At 57.5% G+C, this 20,120-nt stretch carries 18 protein-coding genes; 15 read left to right on the forward strand and 3 right to left on the reverse strand.

Annotated elements, in window-relative coordinates; all coding sequences use genetic code 11:
* Positions 1 to 168 precede the first annotated feature (168 nt).
* From tfpZ to ACVWWQ_RS06490, 14 genes are all read left to right on the forward strand, one after another.
* Positions 169 to 936 (forward strand): TfpX/TfpZ family type IV pilin accessory protein, encoded by a 768-nt coding sequence (gene tfpZ / locus ACVWWQ_RS06425; protein ID WP_133951256.1) that lies wholly within the window; start codon positions 169 to 171, stop codon positions 934 to 936.
* A 301-nt stretch (positions 937 to 1,237) separates the two neighbouring features.
* Positions 1,238 to 1,666 (forward strand): pilin, encoded by a 429-nt coding sequence (locus ACVWWQ_RS06430; protein ID WP_133951258.1) that lies wholly within the window; start codon positions 1,238 to 1,240, stop codon positions 1,664 to 1,666.
* A 19-nt stretch (positions 1,667 to 1,685) separates the two neighbouring features.
* Positions 1,686 to 3,689 (forward strand): hypothetical protein, encoded by a 2,004-nt coding sequence (locus ACVWWQ_RS06435; protein WP_133951260.1) that lies wholly within the window; start codon positions 1,686 to 1,688, stop codon positions 3,687 to 3,689.
* A 216-nt stretch (positions 3,690 to 3,905) separates the two neighbouring features.
* Entirely contained in the window at positions 3,906 to 6,212 is a 2,307-nt protein-coding gene (locus tag ACVWWQ_RS06440) for a hypothetical protein (protein ID WP_457383327.1), read from the forward strand.
* A gap of 339 nt (positions 6,213 to 6,551) precedes the next feature.
* Positions 6,552 to 7,661, forward strand: a complete 1,110-nt coding sequence (gene gmd, locus ACVWWQ_RS06445; protein ID WP_133951262.1) for a GDP-mannose 4,6-dehydratase — start codon at positions 6,552 to 6,554, stop codon at positions 7,659 to 7,661.
* A 5-nt stretch (positions 7,662 to 7,666) separates the two neighbouring features.
* Positions 7,667 to 8,605 (forward strand): GDP-L-fucose synthase family protein, encoded by a 939-nt coding sequence (locus ACVWWQ_RS06450; RefSeq protein ID WP_133951264.1) that lies wholly within the window; start codon positions 7,667 to 7,669, stop codon positions 8,603 to 8,605.
* A complete protein-coding gene (locus ACVWWQ_RS06455) occupies positions 8,587 to 10,008 on the forward strand; it encodes an oligosaccharide flippase family protein (protein ID WP_133951266.1) in 1,422 nt (473 codons plus the stop codon). Before ACVWWQ_RS06450 ends, ACVWWQ_RS06455 begins: the two co-directional genes overlap by 19 nt.
* Positions 10,001 to 11,395, forward strand: a complete 1,395-nt coding sequence (locus ACVWWQ_RS06460) for a hypothetical protein (RefSeq protein WP_133951268.1) — start codon at positions 10,001 to 10,003, stop codon at positions 11,393 to 11,395. The genes ACVWWQ_RS06455 and ACVWWQ_RS06460 overlap by 8 nt, the downstream gene beginning before the upstream one ends.
* Before the next feature lie 131 nt (positions 11,396 to 11,526).
* Positions 11,527 to 11,967, forward strand: a complete 441-nt coding sequence (locus ACVWWQ_RS06465; RefSeq protein WP_133951270.1) for a cupin domain-containing protein — start codon at positions 11,527 to 11,529, stop codon at positions 11,965 to 11,967.
* The gene (locus ACVWWQ_RS06470) at positions 11,964 to 13,073 is read left to right on the forward strand and encodes a DegT/DnrJ/EryC1/StrS aminotransferase family protein (protein WP_133951272.1); all 1,110 of its coding nucleotides are present in this window, start codon (positions 11,964 to 11,966) and stop codon (positions 13,071 to 13,073) included. Before ACVWWQ_RS06465 ends, ACVWWQ_RS06470 begins: the two co-directional genes overlap by 4 nt.
* The gene (locus ACVWWQ_RS06475) at positions 13,070 to 13,990 is read left to right on the forward strand and encodes a hypothetical protein (RefSeq protein WP_133951274.1); all 921 of its coding nucleotides are present in this window, start codon (positions 13,070 to 13,072) and stop codon (positions 13,988 to 13,990) included. Before ACVWWQ_RS06470 ends, ACVWWQ_RS06475 begins: the two co-directional genes overlap by 4 nt.
* A 2-nt stretch (positions 13,991 to 13,992) precedes the next feature.
* Positions 13,993 to 14,745 carry a class I SAM-dependent methyltransferase gene (locus ACVWWQ_RS06480; protein WP_133951276.1) on the forward strand — a complete coding sequence of 251 codons (753 nt, stop codon included), beginning with the start codon at positions 13,993 to 13,995 and terminating at the stop codon, positions 14,743 to 14,745.
* Positions 14,724 to 15,917 (forward strand): glycosyltransferase family 4 protein, encoded by a 1,194-nt coding sequence (locus ACVWWQ_RS06485; protein WP_208321629.1) that lies wholly within the window; start codon positions 14,724 to 14,726, stop codon positions 15,915 to 15,917. Before ACVWWQ_RS06480 ends, ACVWWQ_RS06485 begins: the two co-directional genes overlap by 22 nt.
* Positions 15,914 to 16,999: a glycosyltransferase family 4 protein gene (locus ACVWWQ_RS06490; RefSeq protein WP_133951278.1), complete on the forward strand. Its 1,086-nt coding sequence runs from the start codon at positions 15,914 to 15,916 to the stop codon at positions 16,997 to 16,999. The genes ACVWWQ_RS06485 and ACVWWQ_RS06490 overlap by 4 nt, the downstream gene beginning before the upstream one ends.
* Here ACVWWQ_RS06490 and ACVWWQ_RS06495 read toward each other — a convergent pair.
* Positions 16,963 to 17,337 (reverse strand): hypothetical protein, encoded by a 375-nt coding sequence (locus ACVWWQ_RS06495; RefSeq protein WP_208321630.1) that lies wholly within the window; start codon positions 17,335 to 17,337, stop codon positions 16,963 to 16,965. The genes ACVWWQ_RS06490 and ACVWWQ_RS06495 overlap by 37 nt on opposite strands.
* Here ACVWWQ_RS06495 and ACVWWQ_RS06500 point away from each other — a divergent pair.
* Positions 17,330 to 18,438, forward strand: a protein-coding gene (locus tag ACVWWQ_RS06500; RefSeq protein WP_133951280.1) for an IS3 family transposase whose coding sequence is annotated in 2 segments (ribosomal slippage) — positions 17,330 to 17,591 and positions 17,591 to 18,438 — 1,110 coding nt in all. Because the reading frame shifts where the segments join, the coding sequence is not laid out codon by codon here. The genes ACVWWQ_RS06495 and ACVWWQ_RS06500 overlap by 8 nt on opposite strands.
* Here ACVWWQ_RS06500 and ACVWWQ_RS06505 read toward each other — a convergent pair.
* Entirely contained in the window at positions 18,424 to 18,918 is a 495-nt protein-coding gene (locus ACVWWQ_RS06505; RefSeq protein ID WP_457383337.1) for a class I SAM-dependent methyltransferase, read from the reverse strand. The genes ACVWWQ_RS06500 and ACVWWQ_RS06505 overlap by 15 nt on opposite strands.
* Entirely contained in the window at positions 18,911 to 20,113 is a 1,203-nt protein-coding gene (locus tag ACVWWQ_RS06510; RefSeq protein WP_457383328.1) for a glycosyltransferase, read from the reverse strand. The genes ACVWWQ_RS06505 and ACVWWQ_RS06510 overlap by 8 nt, the downstream gene beginning before the upstream one ends.
* Positions 20,114 to 20,120 lie beyond the last annotated feature (7 nt).

Consider the following 20,120-nt stretch of genomic DNA (forward strand, 5'->3'; position numbering starts at 1 on the left):
TGTGCGCGATGGGGTTCTTCAGACGCCGGCCAACGGCGATCGCGCATGATCGGGAGCATTCCCTCGTGTAGAAAGGTGCACTCCTACGAAGTCATTTGCTGCATGCCAGCACACGACATCGTATATTTCGCCGCGACCTGCCCCACCCTTCACCATGGACCCCGAACCATGTCTCGCTGGAAAGCCGCCGGAATCCACCTCTCCATCAGCCTGGTGCTGGCTGCCATTGTCGCCACGCTGCTCTACACTTTGTGGTTTCCACCTCCGTATTTCGGTGTGGCGGGGGCCGGCAAACTGATCCCACTCTTGATGGGTGTGGATATTGCGATCGGCCCGTTGCTGACGTTGCTGGTGATGACACCGAGCAAACCGGCGCGACTGCGTCGCCTAGATCTTTCGATCATCGCCAGCCTACAAGCCATTGCCTTCGGCTATGGCTTGTATGTGATCTGCCAGGCCCGACCCGTCTTCATCGTGGGTGAAGTGGATAGGCTGGTCGTAGTCGCGGCCGACCAACTCAGCGATGCGGACCTGGCCAAAGGCAGCCGGCCAGAATTCCGCACGCGTTCATGGAACGGACCACGACTTGTTGGCGCGTTGCCACCCAAGGGAGGGCGCGCGTTTGATGTCATCGCTCAAGCCATGGGCGGGGGCAAGGATATCGACCGGATGCCGGAATTCTACGTTCCCTACGAGAAGGTCAAGGAAGGTATAGAACAGCACGGACAACCCCTGTCGGCGTTGCCGCCCATCACCAAAGAGCAGCAGCGCAAAGTAGCCAAGATCTCGCAGGCCGCGTCAGCGAAGAGACAAACTCTGTATTTCGTGCCGATTGATCGCCAAGACGTGGAATACACCGCCATCCTTTCATCGTCGCAATCCAACCCGCTGGCGATTCTTGCGCTGGATCCCGTCGAAAATCGCAGCAAAAGGTGACGCCTCGCGTCACTTCATGACGTTTATTTGCCGGCGTCCCAGACAAGTCGCGACGTATTCGACAATTTTACCGATTCACCGGATTGGCACGTTGCCGGCTTCTATCGACACGTGCACAATCTCGTCACCGGCCGACCTTGTTTTTGGCGCCGGCAGGAGTGTGGCATGTCACGTGCTATATCTCCCATGAGCTTCCTGGTCGTCACTGACCGCGAGTAGGGGTCCGATTCCGCGTAGGGGGATGCGGGACTGGGGCTCAGGGGGCATCACTACGGTTAGCTAACCAAACAGAGGAACCACCATGAAGAGCATTCAGAAAGGCTTTACCCTGATCGAATTGATGATTGTCGTTGCGATCATCGCCATCCTGACCGCCATCGCGTTGCCGGCGTACCAGGACTACTCCGTCCGGGCCAAGGTGAGCGAGGCCGTCGTGGCAATGGATGCCGCCAAGCTGGCTGTGACCGAAACCGCTACCAGCAAAGGCGTCAAGGCGACCGCTATCGTCGACAACGCTGCAGCCGGCTACGACTCGCAAGTTACGTCATACGTTTCGGGTGTCGCGATCGCGAACGGTGTGATTTCGGCCACCACACAGAACACGGGTGCGGCCACGGCTCCCGTGCTCACGCTGACTCCTGCGCCGCAGACCAACGCGACGGATCCTATCGTTTGGAAGTGCGGTCACAGCGCAGGTGATAACAAGCATGTGCCGGCTTCGTGCCGCTAAGCTATTGATCAAAAGTTAGTTGATCGATATCCAGCTAAAAGTATCATCCCTGCCCCGGTCTGCCACGCGCGACCGGGGCAATTTTTTTGGATCCTCGGTGCTGTGGCTAACCCTGGCCATGGCAGTAACCGTATTGGTTTATTTACCCGGGCTTGGCGGCCCATTTGTTTTTGACGACATACCGAATTTGCGTCCCTTGCAAGATTGGCTGAATGGCATAAGCAGCTGGCAAGAAACACTTCTCGGCAACCATTCAGGCATGTTCGGTCGCAAGCTGTCGATGCTTAGCTTCATGGCCAATGCCCGATGGTTCGGCATGGGACCGTTCTCGTTCAAGCTTACAAACTTGCTGATCCATCTGGTCTGCGGCGGTCTCATTTTCTGCCTGCTTCGTCGGCTGCTTTCGCGAGACAATTGCTGGCATGAGCATGCTGACCGGGCAGCTTTGGCGATTGCCGCAGTCTGGCTGCTACATCCGCTGCAGGTGAGCACAGTGCTGTACATCGTGCAGCGCATGGCGCAGTTGAGTACGCTGTTCATCCTGCTGGCGCTGCTGGCATATGTGCATGGGCGCGAAGCACTGGAACAGGGTCGCGGACGCACCGCTTTTGCTTGGCTATTCCTGGCGACGCCTATCGCCACCGCAATGGGAATCCTGTGCAAGGAAAATGGTGCGCTGGCGCCACTGCTCTGCGCAATGCTGGAGCTTGGCTACTTCCGGAACCACGCCACCTCGCCGAAGCCACCTGCCGTCAAGGCGTTTTTTCTATTGGGGCTTGCCCTGCCAGGGCTGGCGGCCTGCCTCTGGTATGCGTGGCCTCCGTCACGATTACTTGCAGGCTATAGCAGCCGCAACTTTACGCTGATGGAACGGTTGCTGAGCGAGCCGCGAGCCTTGTTTGACTATGTCGGCAGCATGCTGCTGCCACGCGGCCCGACACTTGGCATCTATACCGACGATTTCCCGGTATCCCATGGACTGCTGCAGCCCGCAACCACGCTTTTGGCAGTGTTCGGTTTACTGGTCTTAGCTGCCATTGCCATTGCTGCCCGGCGGAGCGCACCGGCGGTGTTCACAGGCATAGTATTTTTCCTCGCGGCACATGTGATGGAATCCAGCGTTTTTCCCCTGGAACTATATTTCGAGCATCGCAATTATCTACCCTCAGTGGGAGTCTTTCTGGCTCTGGCAGGCGCAATCAAATGGGCAGCTGACAGACGACCAGTTTCAACGGGTTATTCTTCTCGCCATCCAAACTTTCAGGTACTTTGTGTGCTGGCGCTATGCGCCATACTTGCCACCGCGACGGCCGCGCGGGCATGGGTGTGGCAGTCATGGTCCACGATGGCAAAACAGGCTGTCCGCTACCACCCTGAATCAACCCGAGCACAGCTGGACAACCTCAGCGTAGTGTGGAACACCGGATCAATTGAAGATACGCGACAACTGCTAGACACACTCATGCATAGTAGTAACCCAACGACGCGGCGGCTGGCGACCATCGCCAGCCTGAAACAGCAATGTCAGGTCGCCACGTCGGTCAAACCGGAAAACGTGGCTCAAGTACGAGGCTATGCCGGCGTAAAGCTGCAATTGGCTGATATGCAAATGTTTGATCAGATCAGTACGTACCTGCGCAATCGCGACTGCAGCGGGCTCAGCAAGGTTCAATTGGCAGACATTTTGCGACAGCTCGTCGACGCAGATCCTCAGCCTGCATCTGATCTGGCCGTCTGGCGCACGCGTTATATCGCCGCCGATCTTTATGCCCGCGGCGGTCGACCTGATGAGGCCCAACGTCAGGCCGCAATCACTTGGCGCACCGGAGTAGCTGATCCTGCCATCGGAGTGCTCCTGGCTCGATTGCAAATCTTCAACAAGGATTTTTCGGGAGCGCGGGTAACGCTGAAGCAACTACGTGGACGTATTTCACGCGCAAACAGACGCGGACAGACAGCAATTGCCGAGATCGCCCGGCAATTGCCCCCGAGAGATCAGGAAGCACATGGTGATCGCGAATAGTCGCCTATGCCGAGCTCATTCCGCGGAAGTAACCGTTCCGCACCGTCTCCCACGTGGCGCCGACGAACGACGCCGGCTGAAGGTCCAGTTGTATCAGCGCCCATTGAACCGGGGGGGGTGTAGAAGTAGCAGGCTCGCTCTGCATGGATCCGCCCCTGTGATTCGGCCGCAACCCAGCCAGACCCAGCAAGCCAAAGGACTACCGGGATCGCTCCGATGACCTCGCTGCGGATTCGTCATCTCGATCGCTGGCTACTGGTGATCGCGCTGATTTTGGTCACGACAATCTACAGTCCGGGCCTGTCCGGCAGCTGGCTGTTCGACGACTGCCCCAACATCGTCGACAACCGTGGCGTGCAACCGACCGAGGTCAGCGTATCCAGCATGGTACGCGCAGCGTTGTCCTCTCCCGCCAGCGACTTCAAGCGTCCGTTGGCCTCATTGAGCTTCGCCGCCAATTACTTGGGCAGTGGACTACATCCCTATGGCTGGAAGCTGACCAACCTAATCATCCACTTGTTGAATGGATGGCTGGTGTTTTTGCTGGCGCGCAGCCTGCTGCTGACGACCATGCGCAGGTCTACGGGTGACCTTGCGGGAGCGACTTTTGGGGCGATCTGTCGGCAACTTCCGATATTGGACTCTTCACGTTTTGGGCGAGCTGATGGCGAGCGCATCGCGACTGAAGTCGGCCCTACGACAGCGGTGGCTGCGAGATTCCCTGATAGGGGCCACACGCATGCGGGCATCGTTGCCGCACTGATCGCCGCGGGCTGGATGTTGCTACCGATCAATCTGACGGGTGTGCTGTATGTGGTGCAGCGCATGGAGAGCATGGCGAATCTCTTCGTCTTGCTGGGTTTGCTTGGCTACGTCGCGGGGCGTCGACGCATGCTTGCCGCGATATCTCTATCCCCTGCACGCAAAGGCAGGTTTGGATGGCCAAGCTTTTCGCCATATACCCGCGGCACCCTCCTCTGCCTGACCAGCATCACCCTGCCCACCGCCATCGGCATGCTGGCCAAGGAGACCGCGGTGATGCTGCCGCTGTATGGGTTGCTGGTGGAGTGGACGGTATTCCGCTGGCGCAAACCTGGCGAGCAACGCGTAGGACGGGCACTGCCCGCCGTTTTGCATCGCGACTACCCGAGCACGGGGCCGGCGGGCATTGCCCGCCCTACGGCAATGGGCGGGTCAAGGAGAGACTGGCGGGTCATCGCGCTGTTTCTGGTCGTCATGTTGCTGCCGATGTTGATTGGCTTGGCATGGTTGCTGCCCGGCCTGCTGAACCCGGCGACCTGGGCCACCCGCGACTTCAACCTTGGAACGCGGCTGCTAAGTGAGGCGCGCATTGTGGTTGACTATGTTGCGTGGACGCTGCTGCCCACGCCAAGTGCGCTGTCGTTCTACCATGACGACTTCGTCGTCTCACGCGGGCTGCTGACACCGTGGGCCACGCTGGCCAGCCTGCTGTGCTTGATGACGCTTATCGCGTTGATGTGTTGGCTGCGTCGACGCCAGCCGCTGGCTGCGCTCGGCATCGCACTGTTTCTTGGCTGCCACTTGCTGACCGGCACCGTGCTTCCGCTGGAGCTGATCTACGAGCATCGCAATTACTTCGCCAGCTTCGGGTTGCTGCTGGCGGTTGTGCCGTTGCTGGCCGCGCCCTCCCGCAGCAACTCCCCTGTGCGCGAAACAGACCCATCGCGCACAGGGTGCGCTCCTACCACAAGGGCGGTGGGGGACGAGTCACCGGCAAGTGAGTCCACGGGTCGGCTGCCGATGGCCTTGCCTCGCCATGCGCTGCTGGCCGGACTGATGCTGCACTGGGCGGCGCTCACCGCCATTTCAGCTTATGCCTGGGGCGATCCGTTGCGGTTGGCTGAGGAGCTGGCCTCGCGCGCTCCGCAGTCGCCACGCGCCCAGTACGAACTGGGCCGTACCTATATCATCTACTCGCATTACGACCCCGCCTCGCCGTTCACCCGGCTGGCCTACGAGCCACTGGAAGCCTCCGCCGCGCTGCCCCATTCCTCGATCCTTCCGGAGCAAGCGCTGATCTTCATGAACGCCCGTATGGGGCTGCCACTGAAGGATGCGTGGTGGAACAGCATGATCGCCAAGCTGAAAGCCCATCCACCCGGGGTGCAGGACGAAAGCTCGCTGGGCGCGCTGACCCAGTGTGCCCGCGACCGTCACTGCAACCTTCCTGCCGACCGCATGCGGCAGGCCTTTACGGTCGCGTTATCCCATCCCCATCCCAGTGCGCGCCTGTTTGCCACCTATGGCGACTACGCCTGGAACGTGCTGGATGAACACGACCTCGGCGAGCGCATGACCCAAGCGGCCGTCAAGGCCAGCCCCGATGAACCGGCCTATCAGATCACCCTGATTCGCATGCTTGCGGCGCAAGGTCGCAAGGAAGAGGCGCGCGTCGCGCTGCAAGAACTCGAAAAGTTCAACGTAGGCGGACAGTTGAGCCGGAGCTTGGACGAACTGCACGCACTGGTGGATTTGCCGTAGGCAGCCATTGGGAAGTCATCCTTCACGCGGCCCTGCCTTGGCTCGCCATGCGGTTTCTCCGGATTGCCCCAAGGCGTTAAACACCAATAAATTGACGTTTAACGTAACCGCCAAAACGTGAGCTTGGCCTCGATATATCGATGTTTATGCGGGCAACACCCCGTGAACTTGCCCGCGAGTCGTGGGTATGGCTCCGACACCACCGGCCGGTGCGTGTGGCGACGATACAAGCATTCGCATTCGCGAACGGGTTCACCCCCGACTTGAACTGCCGCTACGCACACGGACGGCCAGCACTTAGACTGTTACCTTGCGGCCACTACCAGCATCGGATCACACATGAAGCGCGCGCTTATTTCGGGGATCACTGGCCAGGACGGCGCCTACCTCGCGGAATTCCTGCTGGCCAAGGGTTACGAAGTCCATGGCATCAAGCGGCGCGCCTCTTCCTTCAACACCGACCGCATCGATCACCTGTACCAAGACCCGCATGAAAGCGCACCGCGCTTCTTCCTGCATTACGGCGACCTGACGGACGCCAGCAACCTGATCCGCATCATCCAGCAGGTGCAACCGGACGAGATCTACAACCTCGGCGCACAGAGTCATGTACAGGTCTCATTCGAGACACCGGAGTACACCGCCGACACGGACGCCATGGGAACGCTCAGGATCCTCGAGGCCATTCGTATCCTTGGCCTGGAGCGCAAAACTCGCTTCTATCAGGCGTCGACCTCCGAACTCTACGGCTTGGTGCAGGAAACGCCGCAGCGCGAAACGACACCGTTCCATCCGCGCTCGCCCTACGGGGTAGCCAAGCTCTATGCGTACTGGATCACGGTGAACTACCGTGAGTCGTACGGCATGTACGCCTGCAACGGCATTCTGTTCAACCACGAGTCCCCCCGGCGCGGCGAAACCTTCGTGACGAGGAAGATCACGCGCGCACTGGCCCGCATCCACCTGGGACTGCAAGATTGCCTCTACCTCGGCAACCTTGATGCCCGGCGCGACTGGGGCCATGCGCGCGACTACGTCGAGGCGCAGTGGCTGATGCTGCAGCAAGAAGAACCCGAGGACTACGTGATCGCCACGGGAACACAGCATTCGGTTCGCGAATTCGTTGAGCGAAGCGCTGGGGAACTTGACATAACCCTCGCATGGCATGGCAGCGGCGCCGACGAATACGCGTGCATCGCAACAGCACCGAATCATTCATCTGTCCGTCCCGGTCAGCGCGTTGTCGCCATCGACCCGCGCTACTACCGGCCGGCAGAGGTGGACACCCTATTGGGTGATCCGAGCAAGGCACATAAACAGCTGGGTTGGGTTCCGCGCACCGGATTTACAGAGCTTGTCGGCGAGATGATGCGCAGCGATTTGGCCCTCGCCGAGCGGGACGCACTCGTGGCGAGCGCCGGATTCAAAGCGCAATCGCCGCAGGAATAGCTCATATGAATCTCGATTCCCGCATCTATATTGCAGGTCACCGCGGTCTGGTCGGCAGCGCGCTTGTCCGTCGCCTGACCGCCGACGGTGCCACTAACCTGATCTTGCGAAGTCACTCGGAGTTGGATCTCACCAACCAGTCCGCTGTCGAAGCGTTCTTTGCCAAGGAACGTCCTGAATATGTATTCCTTGCTGCCGCCAAAGTCGGCGGCATCCACGCCAACAGCACCTATCCCGCGGAGTTCATTCACGACAACTTGGCCATTCAGACCAATGTCATTCACAACGCATGGAAGCACGGGACGAGGAAGTTGCTATTCCTCGGCTCATCGTGCATCTATCCGCGCGATTGCCCCCAGCCGATCAAGGAGGAATACCTGCTGACGGGGCCCTTGGAGCCGACCAACGAGTGGTACGCCATCGCCAAGATCGCCGGGTTGAAGATGTGTCAGGCGTACCGGAAGCAATACGGGTTTGATGCCATCTGCGCAATGCCGACCAATCTGTATGGTCCGGGCGACAATTACGATGCACAGAATGCGCACGTAGTTCCTGCGCTGATCCGACGTTTCCACGAAGCAAAGATTTCAGGTGTAAATGAAGTCGTAATCTGGGGTAGTGGCGAGCCGCTGCGCGAGTTCCTGCATGTGGATGATCTTGCCGATGCGTTGTTGTTCTTAGCGAGGAACTATAGCCAGCGCGAGTTAATCAACGTCGGGTCAAGCCAGGAGGTGAGCATACGACAACTAGCAGAACTGATTGCCGACATCGTCGGATTTCGGGGAGCTTTGCTGTTCGATACATCGAAGCCGGATGGTACTCCACGCAAACTGCTCGATTGCTCCGAACTCAAGCAGTTAGGTTGGTCGTCCAGGGGCGTATTAAGGGAGAGGCTAAGACGGACCGTAATAGATGCATTGAACACATGGGCAACAACTACCTGATGCCATCGTCGCCCCCCTCAATCCGTTCCATTCCTTCCGAGGGAGATAGGGCGCGTGGGATATTTGACTCGCGCGGAATACGTCGGATACCGCGTCTCGCACAGTCCTTACTCCACAAAAATCCTGCACTGCCAGCAATAGCGGCCAACATCGGCTGGCTCTTTGCCGATAAAATGGCACGAATGGTTGGCGGGCTGGTACTAACGATATGGTTAGCACGCTATCTAGGCCCGGAGGAATTCGGCGAATACAGCTACATCATCGCTTTCATCGCTGTATTTACCCCGATCGCATCGCTGGGATTGGGGGATGTGGTGGTCCGTGACCTCGTGCAGAGCCCGGATACCACAACCAGTACGCTCGGCACAGCGTTCACACTCGAATTAATCGGCGGCGTACTCGCCGCTGCGTTATCCATATTTGCAGTTTTTTACGTTCGACCCGGGCATTCCACAATCCAATTGATGGTCACGCTTCTCGCCATCACTCTAGTCATAAAAGCCACCGAGGTGATCAAATACTGGTACCAATCGCGCGTGCAATCGCGGCAGACTATCGTTATCGAAACCTCACTCTTCATTGTATTCCTTCTCATAAAAATCGCCCTGATATTAAGCAAATGCCCGCTGGAGTACTTCATTCTGGCTCTCGTAGCCGAAGCCTTGTGCGTAGCAGTGGGCTTATGCATGCGCTATGCGATGCACACGGGCCTGAAGTGGCGCTGGCACACACACTGGTCGAGAGCCAAGACATTCCTGGCAGATAGCTGGCCATTGATATTTTCGGGCGGATTTGTCCTGCTCAACATGAATGCCGACAAGGTGATGCTGGGCAGCATGCGCGGCGATGTTGAGATCGGCTATTTCACCGCAGCGGTACGATTGACGGAAGCATGGTACTTCGTCCCTGTCATTGTGGGCGCCTCAGCTGCCCCCCACCTCATCCAACTATTTCACAAAAATCCAGCCGCATACCATCGAGCTGCACAGACGATTTTTAACGCTCTATCAGCCTTGGCTATATGTGTGTGCATCGGCGCATCATTCTTGTCCTCACTGATAATTCCGCTTCTCTACGGATCCTCCTACGAAGCGGCTATTCCTGTACTGATAATACATATTTGGTCTTCGCTGTTCGTTTTCCACGCTTCGTTGCGAACGCAACTGCTAGTCATCGAGAACAAGGCGGGATTTGTGTTTATCTTTTCCGCACTTGCGCTGGCTGCGAACATCGCCATCAACATCGTCCTGATACCAAAATTGGGTGCGGTAGGCGCCTCATGGGCTTCCCTAATCTCATGGATGTCATGCGTCCTGGTATTTCCTCTATTGTTTGCGCGCACACGCAGCTTTCCGTTGCAATTCTTTTTCATTAGCCCGGGGAGATTCGGAACACATGCTTGAGAAGGACCCAATGTCGATTGCAGATGGGGTTGGCGCTGTTTTCCACGGCCAGGATGCCGTATATCGCGGCATCCACGAAAACCACCGTGAGGAAGTGCTGACCCTCCTCAAATGCGGCCTCATCGAGGAGCTTGTCGCGCAGGGACTGTTCCCGAAAACGTGGATTGCGCAGCAACACATCGAAGGATATAAGCTGGTTCTGGAGCACGAACGTATCCAGCCAATCACATACCCTTTCGAATGGTCGCCTGAGATGATCCGCAGAACGGGCATGCAGGTTCTGCGGATCAGCGCCATAGCGAACAAATACGGATACGAACTGAAGGACGCACATCCATTCAATTTCGTCTTCCGCAATCTCACTCCCATGCTAGTGGACATGGGAAGCCTGATCCGACTCGACGAAATGCCAGGCTGGCGGGCCCAATCCGAGTTCAAGCAATGTTATTTGTACCCGCTACATGCCTATAGCCGCGGCCTGCATACCATGTTCGCAGGCGCATTCCGAGGCGCCGGCAATGGGTTGAGGCAAGCAGAGTACCTCCTCACGATACATCCGCTCCTCCGTATACTCGGCGTCCGGCGTATGGACAAACTCTGCCGGTATTGGCGTGCCTACTTCAATCCACGGGTGCTTACGGACGAGGTCATTCAGACTGAATTGAAAGCGCCGTTACTGCAGGCCATCGCACGCCTTGTGCGCAGCTCAAAGCGGCTGCCATTCAGAACGCCCAACCATAAAAGACTAGGCAATGCTCTTCGACGCATCAATCTGAGGCCGAGCACCCGTTGGAGCGATTACCACACCGAGCTGATGGCCAAAGGCCAAATAGAGCTTTCCGATCGCCTGCAACACGTAGTGGATATCGCAAGGGAGCTGGCTCCGGTCCGGGTACTTGATCTTGCCGGTAACCAAGGAGCAGTGGCCCGTTCACTGGCTCGACTGCCCTCCGTACGTCAGACTGTTTGCGCCGACTATGATGAGGGTGCGATAGACTCGCTGCTACGTTCAGCGGATTCGTCCGAATCCATTACGGCGGCTGTCTTCAACATGATGGGAGATGCGTTGCCAGCAGAAACTCTCGCGCGACCCAAACGTCTGAAATCTGACCTGGTGCTGGCACTGGCCATCACACACCATCTTATCCTCGCGCAGAACTACAACCTAGATTCAGTTTTCGAAGCTTTGGCACGCTTCACATCCACTTGGTTGATGCTTGAGTTCATGCCGATGGGGCTTTATGGTGGTGCTCATAGGCCATCCGTACCTGATTGGTACACTCAAGATTGGTTTGAGCAGGAGCTCAATAAGCGATTCATAATCGTGAGCGCGAAACTCGTTGAAACAAATCGGGTTCTTTACCTCGCAAAGTTGCGAGGCACGTAACCGCCCACTTGAAATCTCACTATTTGCACCAGCAACATGCCACTCCATGGCCAATTAGTTCACCGATAGATGCATCCACCTAGGGTTACAAGGTCCTAACGAGCGCATCCAGACGTCATCGAGACATATCCATGATTGATCGTATATACGATGGCAAGCAGGAACTCGCGCTGATCATTCGACACTCCTATCACAAGGACGGCATAGAGTTCTTTACACCGGGAACTTTCTCTCAGCAGTTGGGCTACATGAATCGACCAGTTGGTTATGTCATTCAACCACATGTGCATCGGCCGCTGACAAGGGAAGTTCACTACACCAAGGAAGTTTTGTTGATCCGCAGCGGACGTCTGCGTGTGGATTTTTACTCCGACAAGCAGCAGTACTTGGAAAGCACGATCCTTGAGACCGGCGACGTCATCCTGCTCGCCTATGGTGGGCATGGCTTTGAAATGCTGGAGCCCACCGAGATCATCGAGGTCAAACAAGGTCCCTATGCTGGGGACCAGGATAAGACCCGCTTCGATGCAGTACCCGCCGATCAAATCAAACTACGAAGCATAGACTCATGATTCCGGTAAATACGCCACTGCTGGACGGTGACGAAAAAAAATACCTGCTCGAATGTATCGAATCTGGCTGGATTTCATCCGAAGGGCCGTTCGTTCGACAATTTGAAGAGCAGTTCGCAGCCAGCATGGGGCGCAAATATGGCATCGCTGTGTGCAATGGAACGGCCGCACTTGATGCGGCCGTCGATGCGCTGAACATCGGCCCGGGCGATGAAGTCATCATGCCAGCCTTTACCATCATTTCCTGCATCGGGCAGATCGTTCGAGCGGGTGCAGTACCCGTGTTGGTGGACAGCGATCCCGCCACCTGGAACATGGATGTGCATCAGATCGAGTCGAAGATCACGTCGCGAACAAAGGCGATCATGGTCGTGCACATTTACGGCCTACCGGTGGACATGGACCCTGTGCTGGACATTGCAGACCGATACGGCCTCAAGCTGATAGAAGATGCGGCCGAAATGCATGGGCAGACCTACAAGGGGCGCCCGTGCGGAAGCTTTGGCGATTTGAGCACTTTCAGCTTCTACCCGAACAAACATGTCACTACCGGCGAAGGCGGCATGATCCTGACCGACGACTCCGCCCTGAACGATGACTGCCGCAGCTTGAGAAACCTCTGCTTCCAACCGCAAAAGCGCTTTGTGCACGAGCGGCTTGGCTGGAATCTGCGCATGACGAACTTGCAGGCCGCACTTGGCTTGGCGCAGTTGGCCCGCCTCGATGAGTTCGCGAACCGGAAGCGCCGAATGGGCGCGCGCTATGCCGCGGCGCTATCATCGCTGCCCGGCGTGCAGATTCCGCTGTCTGAAACCGATTATGCGCAGAATATTTACTGGGTATTCGGCTTGGTCATAAACGAAAGCAAGGAAATCAACGCTGAGCAGGCGATGCACCGCCTGGCTGCCGAAGGTATCGGAACACGCCCATTTTTCTGCCCCATGCACCAGCAACCGATATTGCGGCGAATGGGATTGTTTGCGAACGACTCGCACCCTGTATCGGAACGCCTTTATCGACAGGGTTTTTACATCCCGAGCGGCATGGCATTGACCAATCCAGACATCGATCGTGTGTGCGACGCAGTGTGGAAAGTACTGGAATGAATATCACCAGAAAGCTGCATAGAGCCGCACGCGAATTTTTCATATTTTGCGTAGACGCGGCCAGCAACCATGATGAAATGCGCATTGCCGCGGCAATGGGCGCCGTTTTTTCGATCAATGACCGGAAAAACTACTCACGGCTCTCCGACTTGGAGCTCAAGGTCTTCTCGCAATTTGGCGATGACGGGATCATTCAATATTTGACCCATCGTTTGGATCTTAAAAAGCGAACCTTTATAGAATTTGGCGTTGGCGACTATTTTGAGTCGAACACCAGGTTTCTTCTGCAGAAGGACAATTGGTCTGGGTTCGTGATGGACGGATCATCTAAAAACATCGATCGATTGAAAGGTGCATATTTCTTCTGGCGTCACGATGTTTGCGCTGAAGCCTGCTACATCACGCGAGAGAATGTGGCGGCACTATTACAGCCCCATGTATCACGTTGGAACGGGGATCCGGATCTGCTGCACATTGATCTCGACGGAAATGACTATTGGATATGGAAGCAACTGGAGCTTCGACCAACCATACTCATCCTCGAATACAATGGAACATTCGGGATCGATAGATCAATTAGCGTCCCATACCAAGAGGATTTCAATCGCACGGAAGCTCACTACAGCAACGTCTACTGGGGTGCATCTCTCAACGCACTGCATGAGCTCAGCAAGAGAAAAGGTTACGTGTTCATAGGATGCAACAGCGCGGGAAATAACGCCTACTTCATCCGTCAAGACAAAATGAATTCATATGTTCGTGAAGTGACGCTTGAGGAAGGTTACGTCGAACCAAAATATCGGGAGTCAAGGAACAAGCATGGAGAACTGACTTTTCTGTCCATTCAGGAACGTCGCGCACTCATTCGCGGCATGGCCGTTTTCAACACGCAAACGGACAATATCGAGGTATTTTGAAAATGAAGAACTTCGATGAATACGCTGAGTACTACGATCTGCTGTATCGCGACAAGGACTATGCCAGAGAAGCGGCCTATGTGGACGGATTGATCCGCCGTTACCATCCGGACGTCAGTAAAATCCTTGAGCTCGGTTGCGGGACTGGATTGCACGCACGAGAGCTCACGAAACTGGGATACACCGTCACCGGCGTCGATCGCAGTGAAGCCATGGTGCGACTGGCCGAAGAGCGCAATCTGCAATCTGGGGAACACGGCCTCAGCTTTATGCAGGGCGATCTCCGCGACTTCCGCGCCGGGCGTGATTTCGATGCCATCTTGGCGTTGTTTCATGTCATGAGTTACCAGACGTCCAACGCCGATCTTGCCGCAGCAATGAGTACCGCCGCGGCACATCTTGGCCCGGGCGGTATTTTTATCTTTGACTGTTGGTATGGTCCCGGTGTACTGACGGACCCACCCCGACAGCGGGTGCGCAAGTTGAATGGTGACGGCCTCGAAATCACCCGCACCGCAAAGCCAGTGCAGTACCCCAACGACAATCGCGTCGACGTGCATTACGAAATCCGTGTCGACAGGCCACAAGGTGATGAAACCATCGAAGAAATCCACCCGATGCACTATCTGTTTGCGCCCGAAGTCGACATGCTGCTTGAGTCCGCAGGTATGAAGCGAGTTGCGCTCGAAGCGTGGATGGATGGTGGCGAACCGGGGCTGGAAACCTGGAACGCATGCTTCGTCGCTGCACGATGAATCGAATTGGCCTTTATTTGGGTTTCCCGCCAGAGGGTGGCGGCGCGTTTCAATACGCGCAGGCCATGCTGGCTGCGGTTTCCGAACTACCACGCGGCGCATACGATGTCGTCGTTGCCATAGCTCATCCGGCATGGCATTCCATTCTTGCCAAACATCCGGATATCGAGGTATTGGCCCTACATGAAAGCCGGTTCGAGCCAGCTACTCGTCTGGCAATCAGACTGGGCTTTCCCATTGCTCTCTGGCACAGGCTTGCCCCCCGCGTCCACAGGGTGACTCGACTCCTGTTGCGCCAAGGGTGCGATCTCTGGATATTTCCCGCTCAGGATGTGCTGACCTATGCGTTGCCCAGCGCGACTATCGGCGTAATCCACGACCTCATGCACCGACATGAAAGGCAGTTTCAAGAAGTGTCCGGCTGGGGCCTCTACTGGCGTAGGGAACGCCATTACCGGAATCTGTGCGCGAACGCGCGTGCCATTCTCGTGGACTCTCGAATCGGCAAGGCTCACGTGCTCGAAGCCTATCCGGTGCCCGCCCAGCGCGTCCACGTGCTGCCATTTGTAGCTCCCGACTACATCAACGACACGTCCCCAATCGACTTTGACTCTCGTTACAGCCTGCCGCCAAAGTTTCTCTTCTACCCGGCGCAGTTCTGGGAACACAAGAACCACGCCCGCTTGCTCGAAGCACTGGCCGAGGCGATCGAATCCGTCCCCGACATCCATCTGGTATTAGCCGGATCAAAGAAGAATGCTTATTCAACGGTTCTCGACACGATAGACAAGCTCAATCTCCGTGACCGGGTTCATATCCTCGGCTACATCCCGGAGGAGGACATGTCCGCTTTCTACCGAAAGGCACGCGCGCTAGTCATGCCGACCTTCTTCGGCCCCACCAATATTCCACCACTCGAAGCCATGGCTGTCGGGTGTCCAATGGCGCTATCGAACATCTACGCCATGCCGGAACAAGTTGGCGATGCCGCAATATTTTTCGACCCAACGTCGGTGGCGGATATCGCCGCCGCCATCGTCTCTCTCGCGACGGACGACGCATTGTGCGCACGCCTTTCGGCGGCGGGGAAATTGCGTTCCAGCAAATGGGGACAGTCCCAGTTCAACGCAGGCCTCAACGAAATCATTGGCGAGGCACTCTCTCCCCAATGAAAATTCTCTTCATTGGCAAGCGCCATCCACAGCAGCGGGATCTCATCGAACGCCCGTACGGCCGATTCCATAATCTCCCTGCAGCGCTAGCCGCACTTGGCCATGAGGTTCAGGTGTTGCTCTGCAGCCATCGGAATTTCTCCTCTTCGCGTGTCCGCATCGCAGGCGTGGAATGGTTGAACGAGGACGTCCGAACGCTCGGCATCAGCGGCCTCTACCGTAAGCTGAGTCAGCATGCCAATGAATTCCGACCCGACTGGATCATGGGCGTGTCTGATACCTACTACGGTTGGATGGCAGGCCGACTCGGCCGCGCTACCGGGGCCTATGTTGCGATCGACGCCTACGACAACTACGAAGCGTATATGCCGTGGAATCTGCCCCTGCACGTACTTTGGAGGAGAGCGATCCGTGGTGCCGACTTGGTCACTGCGGCGGGCCCGCAGCTGGCGCAACGGCTGCAGTCGCACCGCCGAGGCGGCCACCCGGTGGAGATTATTCCGATGGCTGCAGACCCGGAGTTCCGGCCGTTCGACAAGCAGGCATGCCGCCTCGCTCTGGGGCTACCGAGCGAGGCACGTCTGATCGGTTATGTCGGAAGTTGGGCCAGGAATCGAGGCACCACCATGCTGCTCGATGCATTCCGACGGGCGCGAGCATTGCAACCCGACCTGCAGCTTGTGCTGAGTGGTAGACCTCCACCGGAAGCACTGGCCGAACCGGGCGTGGTGGGCACCGGTTACGTGGCTGATGCGCAACTTCCGGAACTGATCAACGCACTGGACGTTGCCTGCGTGGTCACCGCCGATACCAGCTTCGGTCGGTACAGCTACCCCGCAAAACTGTGCGAAGCCATGGCTTGTCGCGTGCCTGTCGTGGCGACGGACACCGCGCCGGTGCGCTGGATGCTTGCGGGAAATCCCGACCACCTTGTCCAACCCGGCGATGCGGCAAGCTTCGCGGAGCGCATGCTGGATCTTCTGGATATGCCGCGTGCTGAATACGGCCCGCGTCCCACCTGGCACGACCACGCGCTGCGGCTTGATCATCTGTTCTCAGAAGTCGTGCGTCGAAAGCGATAGATCAATGTCGGAATGATCCGCCGCAACGGCAGCAACGCCCTGTCCGGGACGTGCAGCAGGATGGCTACCGAAAGAGATTTCGCACGCTCAATCTCGAACGTGGCGCGCAGCGCGTCGATGCAAACGTTGCGACCATCCAGCCCAGCATCCGTGAGCAACTGCTCGAGTTGTCTCATCTGCAAGGGCTCGCAGTCGTATGCGCTGCCCTTGCCCATCATTCGAAGGTAAGGCGTGCGCCAGGCATGCGGCAGCCAACTTGTCGACTCCCCGTAATCTTGATCCAGGCATAACCAGAGGTCTCCGGGCAAACTAGCCCCAAGGAGACTGAAGATGCGCAAGAGCAAGTTCACCGAAAGTCAGATCGTCGCGACGTTGAAGCAGGTCGAAGGCGGTCGCCAGGTCAAGGATGTGTGCCGCGAGCTGGGCATATCGGACGCGACCTACTACGTATGGAAGTCCAAGTACGGCGGCATGGAAGCGTCGGACGTGCAGCGGTTGCGGGACGTCGAGGCGGAGCATGCCAAGCTCAAGCGCATGTATGCCGAGCTGGCGATGGAGAACCACGCGCTGAAGGATCTCATCGCAAAAAAGTTGTAGACCCGGCGCACAAGCGCCCGCTCATCTCGTGGCTGATGGACTGTTACGACTGGAGCGAGCGCCGGGCTTGTCAGGCGGTAGGGCTGTCGCGTTCGACGGCGCGGTATCGGCGCCGTCCGGATCGGGACGAGGTGGTAATCGCCTTGCTCGCCGAGCTGGCTGAGCGTTTCCCTGAACGGGGCTTCGACAAGCTGTTCCAGCTGATCCGCCGGCGCGGACTGGTGTGGAACCACAAGAGGGTGTGGCGCGTGTATTGCCTGATGCAGCTCAATCGCCGCCGTCGCGGCAAGAAGCGGGTGCCCACGCGGCATCCGTCACCACTCGTGGCCGGCGAGCAGGTCAACGCCAGCTGGTCGATCGACTTCATGTCCGATGCGTTGTGGGACGGGCGGCGCTTCCGCACCTTCAACGTCATCGATGACTTCAGCCGAGAAGCGCTGGCGGTCGAAGTCGATCTCAACTTGCCTGCCACGCGCGTCATTCGCACGCTGGAACGCATCGCCGCCTGGCGCGGCTACCCCACCAAGCTGCGCCTGGACAACGGACCGGAGTTCATTGCGTTGGCGTTGGCCGAGTGGGCGGAACGCAAAAGCATCACGCTGGACTTCATCGAGCCAGGCCGGCCGATGCAGAACGGTTTCATCGAACGATTCAATGGCAGCTTCCGGCGCGGCGTGCTCGACATGCACGTCTTCCGCAATCTCACCGAGGTGCGCGAGCAGGCCGAGCGATGGGTTGCCGACTACAACAACGAGATCCCTCATGACAGCCTCGACGGGCTGACGCCCGCCGAGTTCCGAGTTCAAAATGACCCGGCGACCTCTAATTTAGCGTGGCACTGATTTACGGGGAGTCGACAAACTCAGGAACGCCAGCTTGTAATGCGGCTCGATCAGCATCCAGCGATTGGGTACGGCCAGATAACCCACTCCATCCGGACGCAGCACGCGGTGCAGTTCTGCCAGATGGGCAAGCTGTGCACTCTCATCGCCGACGTGTTCGATGACGTGATTGGTCAGCACGACGTCGAATGACTGGTCGGCGAACGGTAGTTGAGTGTCGTGCACCTGATGGTAGCGATAGCCATCGGTGACTTGGCGGTTGTCATAAACGTCCACTGCATCGACTTCGCAATGCAATTTCGGATGTGTACCGAAGTAGTGAGCAATGCCACCCGACCCCGTGCCCACTTCGAGCAAGCGCATGGGCTGAGTTCGGCCAGCAAGATTCAGCAACCGCTCGATCTTCAGGCCCTTGAGATTCCGCGAGTGAAGGTCCTTCGATATATGCGGCTTGCGATCAATTTCAGTTTGGTTACCCACGGTCAATGCATGCCTCGAGAATACTTGCGTAATTTTGGCCTACCACTCTCCAATCGAAGCTTTCGGCAATGCTCTCCCTGAAGGCCTCGACGCCACAAAGATGAATTTCCCTGCGCGTCAGAACGTCCACTACGGCATCGGCCAAGGCTGCGCTATCACTCGGCGCAACACGTATGCACCCAGCGCCTTCCGGCAATACTTTTCGCGTGGCTGGCAAATCCGATACGACAACCGGGCAACCACATCCGGCTGCTTCAAGACACACCAGACCGAGCCCCTCCTGGTCGCCTGAGGATGCTTCTGCAAAGGGAGCCACAAACACCGCGGCACGTTGATATCGAGCGGGCAAGTCCCCTTGGGACAAGGCGCCGGCGAAGTGAATCTTGCCATGCAGACCGAGGTTTTCGACCTGTGTTCGACGCTCTGCCTCTTCCGGGCCAAAGCCCACGACCGTCAAATGGGCGGAAGGGCGTGCCCTCAAGATAGACGGCATCGCATCGATCAAATGGCGGAGGCCTTTTTTCTCCACGAGACGCCCTACAAATAGGATTTCGTCGTGGGAACGTTTTGTCGCCGGATCAGGGACGAATCGCTCGGCCAGATCCACTCCCATGGGCTGCACCTCTACGCTGCCAACGTCTGCTCCCATGCGAGCCAATTCGTCGCGCATGGCGTCACTGACTACGGTAACCGCCGCCGCCTTTCGCGCGACAAACCGCTTGAGCGCATTCAGGCCTTTTCCCCGCAAGGCAAACAGGTCGGCACCATGCGAGGTCACCAGGAACGGAGGAGCCCGTCCGGATAACTGGCCAAGCACAGCTGCGATCAACCCTTGAGGGAGCAACCAATGAGCGTGAATTACATCAATTTGCCGGGTACGCAACAAATGCCAGGTTCGCCATGCTTGGGCCCATACAAACGTGGGCACCAGCAGCAGCTTCCAGTGGTGTCGCTGCAGGTTGGTGACGATGCCTCCATCGTTGACGAGAGTTTCGAAGCGCCGCGGCGCGTAGCGATAACGAATCACCTCCACGCCATCGAGCGTCTCGCGTACTGCAGCGCCGGGTGCGCTAGGCACTACGGCGATGACATGAAACCGATTGGTAAGTCGTTTCGCCAACTCATGTACAAAACCCGGCTCGTGATCATCCTTCCAACGAGGATAAGTGGAAGCAAGCACCAGCAGTGTCGGCAACGTTTCC

Source organism: Rhodanobacter sp. TND4EL1, from assembly GCF_054061035.1.